Source organism: Streptomyces anandii JCM 4720 (assembly GCF_014650655.1).
In the GTDB taxonomy this organism is placed as follows: domain Bacteria; phylum Actinomycetota; class Actinomycetes; order Streptomycetales; family Streptomycetaceae; genus Streptomyces; species Streptomyces anandii.
Window position 1 is genome coordinate 261,352 of record NZ_BMVJ01000003.1, and the last position, 5,059, is coordinate 266,410.

5 protein-coding genes are annotated in these 5,059 nt (G+C 74.1%); 1 reads left to right on the top strand and 4 read right to left on the bottom strand.

Going from position 1 to position 5,059, the window contains the following annotated elements:
* The coding region (locus IE249_RS36535) for an MFS transporter (RefSeq protein ID WP_229857736.1) at nucleotides 1-458 on the top strand (458 nt) is incomplete at its 5' end.
* Between the two features lie 140 nt (nucleotides 459-598).
* On the opposite strand, the gene IE249_RS07115 is transcribed toward IE249_RS36535, so the two are convergent.
* From IE249_RS07115 to lnt, 4 genes are all read right to left on the bottom strand, one after another.
* On the bottom strand, nucleotides 599-2,716 hold the full coding sequence (locus IE249_RS07115; RefSeq protein WP_229857738.1) for a helix-turn-helix domain-containing protein: 2,118 nt from the start codon (nucleotides 2,714-2,716) through the stop codon (nucleotides 599-601).
* An 82-nt stretch (nucleotides 2,717-2,798) separates the two neighbouring features.
* Nucleotides 2,799-3,599: a 3-hydroxybutyrate dehydrogenase gene (locus IE249_RS07120; RefSeq protein WP_189703910.1), complete on the bottom strand. Its 801-nt coding sequence runs from the start codon at nucleotides 3,597-3,599 to the stop codon at nucleotides 2,799-2,801.
* A gap of 54 nt (nucleotides 3,600-3,653) precedes the next feature.
* The gene (locus IE249_RS07125; protein WP_189703911.1) at nucleotides 3,654-4,133 is read right to left on the bottom strand and encodes an NUDIX hydrolase; all 480 of its coding nucleotides are present in this window, start codon (nucleotides 4,131-4,133) and stop codon (nucleotides 3,654-3,656) included.
* A 64-nt stretch (nucleotides 4,134-4,197) separates the two neighbouring features.
* Nucleotides 4,198-5,059 (bottom strand): apolipoprotein N-acyltransferase (gene lnt, locus IE249_RS36540; protein ID WP_229857740.1); only part of this gene is annotated, 862 nt, incomplete at its 5' end.

The following is a 5,059-nucleotide window of genomic DNA, read 5'->3' on the forward strand; positions in this document are numbered from 1 at the left end:
TCTCGGACCGCATCGGACGCCGGCCGGTGTACCTGCTGGGCGCGGCCGGGGTCGGCCTGTGGATGTTCCCGTTCTTCTCCCTCATCGACACCGGCGGCTTCGGCAACCTGATCATCGCGGTGACCGTGGGCCTGGTCCTGCACGGCGCCATGTACGCCCCGCAGGCGGCCTTCTTCTCCGAGATGTTCGCGACCCGGATGCGTTACTCCGGCGCCTCCATCGGCGCCCAGTTCGCCTCGGTCGCCGCGGGCGCGCCCGCACCGCTCATCGCCACCGCCCTGCTGTCCGACTACGGCAGCTCCACCCCCATCGCCCTCTACGTCGTCGCCGCCTCCGTGCTGACGCTGATCGCGGTCGGCGTGGCCAAGGAGACCCGCCACCGCGACCTCGCCGCCGTCGAGCCCGACGCCGCCGCCGAGCCCACGGCGACACGGCCCGCGGACGCGCGCACCGTCTGACCCCCTCCCCCTGCACAGACCCTGTCCTGCCGTCCGGCCCCCGCACGCCCACGCGTGCGGGGGCCGGGCCGGTGCGATGCGGCCCCTGGCGCGGGCCCTGGCGTGCGGGCCGGTGCGGTGCCGGCCGGTGCCGCGCGGGGTCAGCGCGGTTCGGGTGAGGACAGGCGGTGCAGGCGCAGGGCGAGCTGGATCTCCAGTGCCCGGGCCGGGGTCTGCCAGTCGTCGCCCAGCAGGCGCCCGACGCGCTCCAGGCGCTGGGCCACCGTGTTCACATGCACGTGCAGCTCGTCCTTGGTGCGGGCGGGGCTCATGCCGCAGGCGAAGTAGGACTCGAGCGTGCGTATGAGATCCGTGCCGCGCCGCTCGTCGTAGGCGACGACACGGCCGACGGTGCGCTCGACGAAGCCCGCTATGTCCCGGTCGCCGGCGAGCAGCAGGCCGAGGAAGCCGAAGTCCTCGGCGGCGGCGCCGTCGCCGGTGCGGCCGAGCAGCGCGAGAGCCTCCAGGCAGCGGCGCGCCTCCTCGTAGGCGGCCGTCACGGTGCCGGCGTGGGTGGCCAGGTCGTCGACCGGGGCGGAGGCGCCCACGGTGACGGCCTCGTGCACGGCGGTGCCCAGGTGGCGGGCGGTGCGGCGGGCCAGGTCCGTCGCGCTGTCCCCCTGCCGCAGGGGCAGCAGCAGGACGGTGCCGCCGTCCCGGGCGGCGGCCAGACCGCGCCGGGTGGCCGCCAGGTGGAAGGCCGCGGACCACAGGCGGCGCCGGGCGTCGGCCTCCTCGTCGGCGTCGGCGGCCGGGGCGTCCAGGCGGGCGGCGAGGACGACATGGGTGGCGTCGAGATCGGCGCCGAGCCGGGCGGCGCGCTCGCTCAGCAGGCGCGGATCGCGGTCGCGGGCGTCCAGGAGGTCGTCCAGCAGCTCCCCCCTGACGCGCTGCTCGGCCTCGGCGGCCGAGCGTCTGGCGAGCAGCAGCAGGGAGGTGACCATCGCGGCGCGCTCCAGGGTGCGCTGGTCCACGGGGTCGAGGCCGGGGTGCCCGCGCAGGACCAGCGCGCCGAGCAGTTCGCCACCGGCGGCGACGGCGGCGATCCAGTCGTCGCCGTGCCGTACCGCGTGTCCCTCGGCCCGGGAGGCCTCCAGGGCGCGGGCGGGGGCGGCGCCGGCCTCGGTGAAGTCGACGGTGCCGGCGAGGACCTGGGAGACTGCGGCGGCCACGTCGTGCACGCCGCCGCCGCGCAGGACGAGTTCGGCGAGCCGGTCGTGCACGTCCGAGGCGCGTTCGATCACGCCGCTGCGGTCGCGGATGATCTCGTTGGCCCGCTCCAGGCCGGCCAGGGCCGAGCGGGTCTCCGTGAGCAGGTTGGCGCTGTCGATGGCGGCCGCGGCGAGGGCGGCGAAGGAGCCGAGCAGGGCGATCTGCTCCCGCTCGAACACGCGGGCCCGGCGGTCGGCCGCGAACAGCACGCCGATGACCTGCGGGCCCAGCATCAGGGGCACGCCGAGGATGGCGACCAGACCCTCGTCCTGGACGCCGTCGTCGATGGTGCCGGTGTGCTGGAAGCGGGCGTCCTTGAAGTAGTCGTCGGTGACATAGGGGCGGGCCGTCTGGGCGACGAGACCCCCCAGCCCCTCCCCCATGCCCAGCCTCAGTTGCTGGAAGCGCGCGGCCACCGAGCCCTCGGTGACGCGCATGTAGGTGTCGCCGCGCGCCGGGTCGTTGAGCGTGAGGTAGGCGACGTCGGTGCCGAGCAGGGAGCGGGCGCGCTGCACGATGGCCTGCAGCACGGAGTCGAGATCGCGCAGGCCCGCCAGGTCGTGGGCGGTCTCGAACAACGCCGAGAGCTCCGCCTCACGCCGACGGCGCCCCTCCAGCTCCGCGCGCACCCGCAACGCGAGGAACTTCGCGTGCTCCAGCGCCGCGATCCACGCGGCCGGCCGCCCCTCGGCACGCGCCCGCAGCACCGGCTGCTCGTACGCGGCGGCCGACGCGCCCCGCGCGAGCAGCTCGAGGAAGGGAGCCCCAGCGGCAACGTCCGACGGCAGCCCCGCATCGTGCCGCCCGGCACTGGAATCCTGCGCCTCGCCGCCCCGCCCGGCGGCCGCATCGTGGCGGTCACCGGACCGCGCGGCGGCCGCATCGTGGCGGTCGCCGGACCGCGCGGCGCGCGCATCGTCGTGCGGAGCCGCCCCGGCACCCGCGGTGGGCGCGGTTGCCCGGGTGGTGGTGGGGCGGCCGGTGGGCTGCGCGTGATCGCTGGACATGGTCACAGGATTCCCCATCGCCCGGCGGTGCGGTGAGCCCTGTGGAAAACCGCGGAGCGGCCGGGCGTCACGGCGGTGCCGGTCAGTGCGCGGTCCAGCCGCCGTCCAGCACCAGCGACGTGCCGGTGACGAAGGACGCCTGCGGCCCGCACAGGTACGCGACGGCCTCCGCGACCTCCTCCGGCTCGATGAGCCGCTTGACGGCGCTGTCCTGCAGCAGCACCTCGGACACCACCCGCTCCTCCGGGATGCCGTGGGCCCGCGCCTGGTCGGCGATCTGCTTCTCGACCAGCGGAGTGCGCACGTAGGCGGGGTTCACGCAGTTGGAGGTGACGCCGTACGGGGCGCCTTCGAGGGCGGCCGTCTTGGACAGCCCCTCAAGACCGTGCTTGGCGGCCACGTACGCCGACTTGTACGCGGAGGCGCGCAGGCCGTGCACCGAGGAGATGTTGACGATCCGGCCCCACCCCTGCCCGTACATGTGCGGCAGGGCCCCGCGGACCAGCCGGAACGGCGCCTCCAGCATCACCGTGAGCACGGTGTGGAAGACCTCGGGCGGGAATTCCTCGATCGGCCGCACCAGTTGGATCCCGGCGTTGTTGACGAGCACGTCGGTGCCGGCGGCCACCTGTTCGGCGGCGTCCAGGTCGGTGAGGTCGAGGACGTGCGCCTCGAGGGTGCCCGCGAGCGGGCCGGACCGTGCGGCCAGTGCCTCCAGACCCTCGGCGTCCCGGTCGACGGCTCTGACCTTCGCCCCGGCGGCGGCCAGCCGCAGCGCGCAGGCGCGGCCGATGCCGCCGGCCGCGCCGGTGACGAGGGCGGTGCGGCCGCCGAGGTCGAGCGAGGGGGCGTGGGGTGCCGTGGGGGCGCTGGGCGAGGTCATGCCTCGAGCCTAGGCAGCACCCCTACCGGACCACATGTGGGCCGACCCCATACTTCATTCAAAACTCGTGGGCTCGAACCATGTGGGTTCATCGGACAGGGCCTGCTTGATCCGCACGTAGTGGCGTTCGTCCATTCTCGGCAGCGCGTCCACCTCGAACCAGCCGACGTCGAGCGACTCGTCGTCGTTGACCCGCGCTTCTCCGCCGACCGCCCGGCAGCGGAAGGTGAGGTCCATGAACTGGCAGACGTCGCCGTTGGGGAAGGTGACGGGCTTGCCCGACTCCACCATCACGATCCGCTCGGGCACGCACCGTACGGCGGTCTCCTCGTGCACCTCCCGCACGGCGCAGGCGGCGGGCTGCTCGCCGGGGTCGGGGATGCCGGAGATCAGTGCCCACTTGCCGTTGTCCGCGCGCCGGCCCAGCAGGACCCTGCCCCGGTCGTCGAAGACGACGACGCTGACCCCGGGCAGCCACAGCAGCTGCTGCCCCGCCGAGGCGCGGATCGTGCGGATGAAGTCAGGAGTACCCATGGAGGGACCCTAACGGGCGGTGTCCGGCCCTCCGGTCCACCGCCCGTCCGGTACGGCCCCGCGCCTACGCCCCGCCTGCGCGCCGTCGGCGCAGACCGGCGCCGACCGCCCAGCCGAGGCCGCCCGCGGCGACCAGCACCAGGGCGATCTCCGGCAGGACACCGAGTTCGGTGGCCGGGGTCTTCGAGGAGCGCAGCGGCACCTTCTGGACCAGGTAGGCGGGGACGAACATGCCGGTCTTCTGCGTGATGCGCCCGTCGGGCATGATGACCGCGCTGACGCCGCTGGTCACCGGCACGGTGACGGTGCGGCTGTGCTCGACCGCGCGGATGCGGGACATGGCGAGCTGCTGGTAGGTCATCTCGCTGCGGTCGAAGGTGGCGTTGTTGCTCGGCACCGAGATCATCTGCGCGCCGTCGGTCACGGTGTCGCGCACGGCCCAGTCGAAGGCGGCCTCGTAGCAGGTGGCCAAGCCGATCTTGGTGCCCTCGACGTCGAACACGCCCGGCTTGGTGCCGCGGCTGAAGTCCTGCCGGACCATCGTCGTCCAGTTCTTGTTGATCGCCCCGAGCAGGGAGCGCAGCGGCAGGTACTCGCCGAAGGGCTGGATCTGCCGCTTGTCGTAGGTCTGCACGGGGCCCTGGACCGGGTCCCACAGCACCTGCTCGTTGAGCAGCTTGCCGTCCCGTTCGACGACCGCGCCCACGGAGATGGGCACGCCGACCTCGCGCGACGCCCGGTTGATGACCGCGCGGGCGTCGGCGTTGGCGAAGGGGTCGACGTCGGAGGAGTTCTCCGGCCAGAGCACGAAGTCGGGCCTGGGCACCTTGCCGGCCTTGACCGCCTCGGCCAGCCGCGCGGTCTCCCGAGCGTGGTAGTCGAGCACCGCCCGCCGCTGGGCGTTGAACTCAAGGCCCGAGCGCGGC

What these genes read in the sequence shown, in the direction of transcription:
- IE249_RS07115 (WP_229857738.1), bottom strand. Translation starts at nt 2,716, where the DNA reads ATGTCCAGCGATCACGCGCAGCCCACCGGCCGCCCCACCACCACCCGG.
- IE249_RS07120 (WP_189703910.1), bottom strand. Translation starts at nt 3,599, where the DNA reads ATGACCTCGCCCAGCGCCCCCACGGCACCCCACGCCCCCTCGCTCGAC.
- IE249_RS07125 (WP_189703911.1), bottom strand. Translation starts at nt 4,133, where the DNA reads ATGGGTACTCCTGACTTCATCCGCACGATCCGCGCCTCGGCGGGGCAG.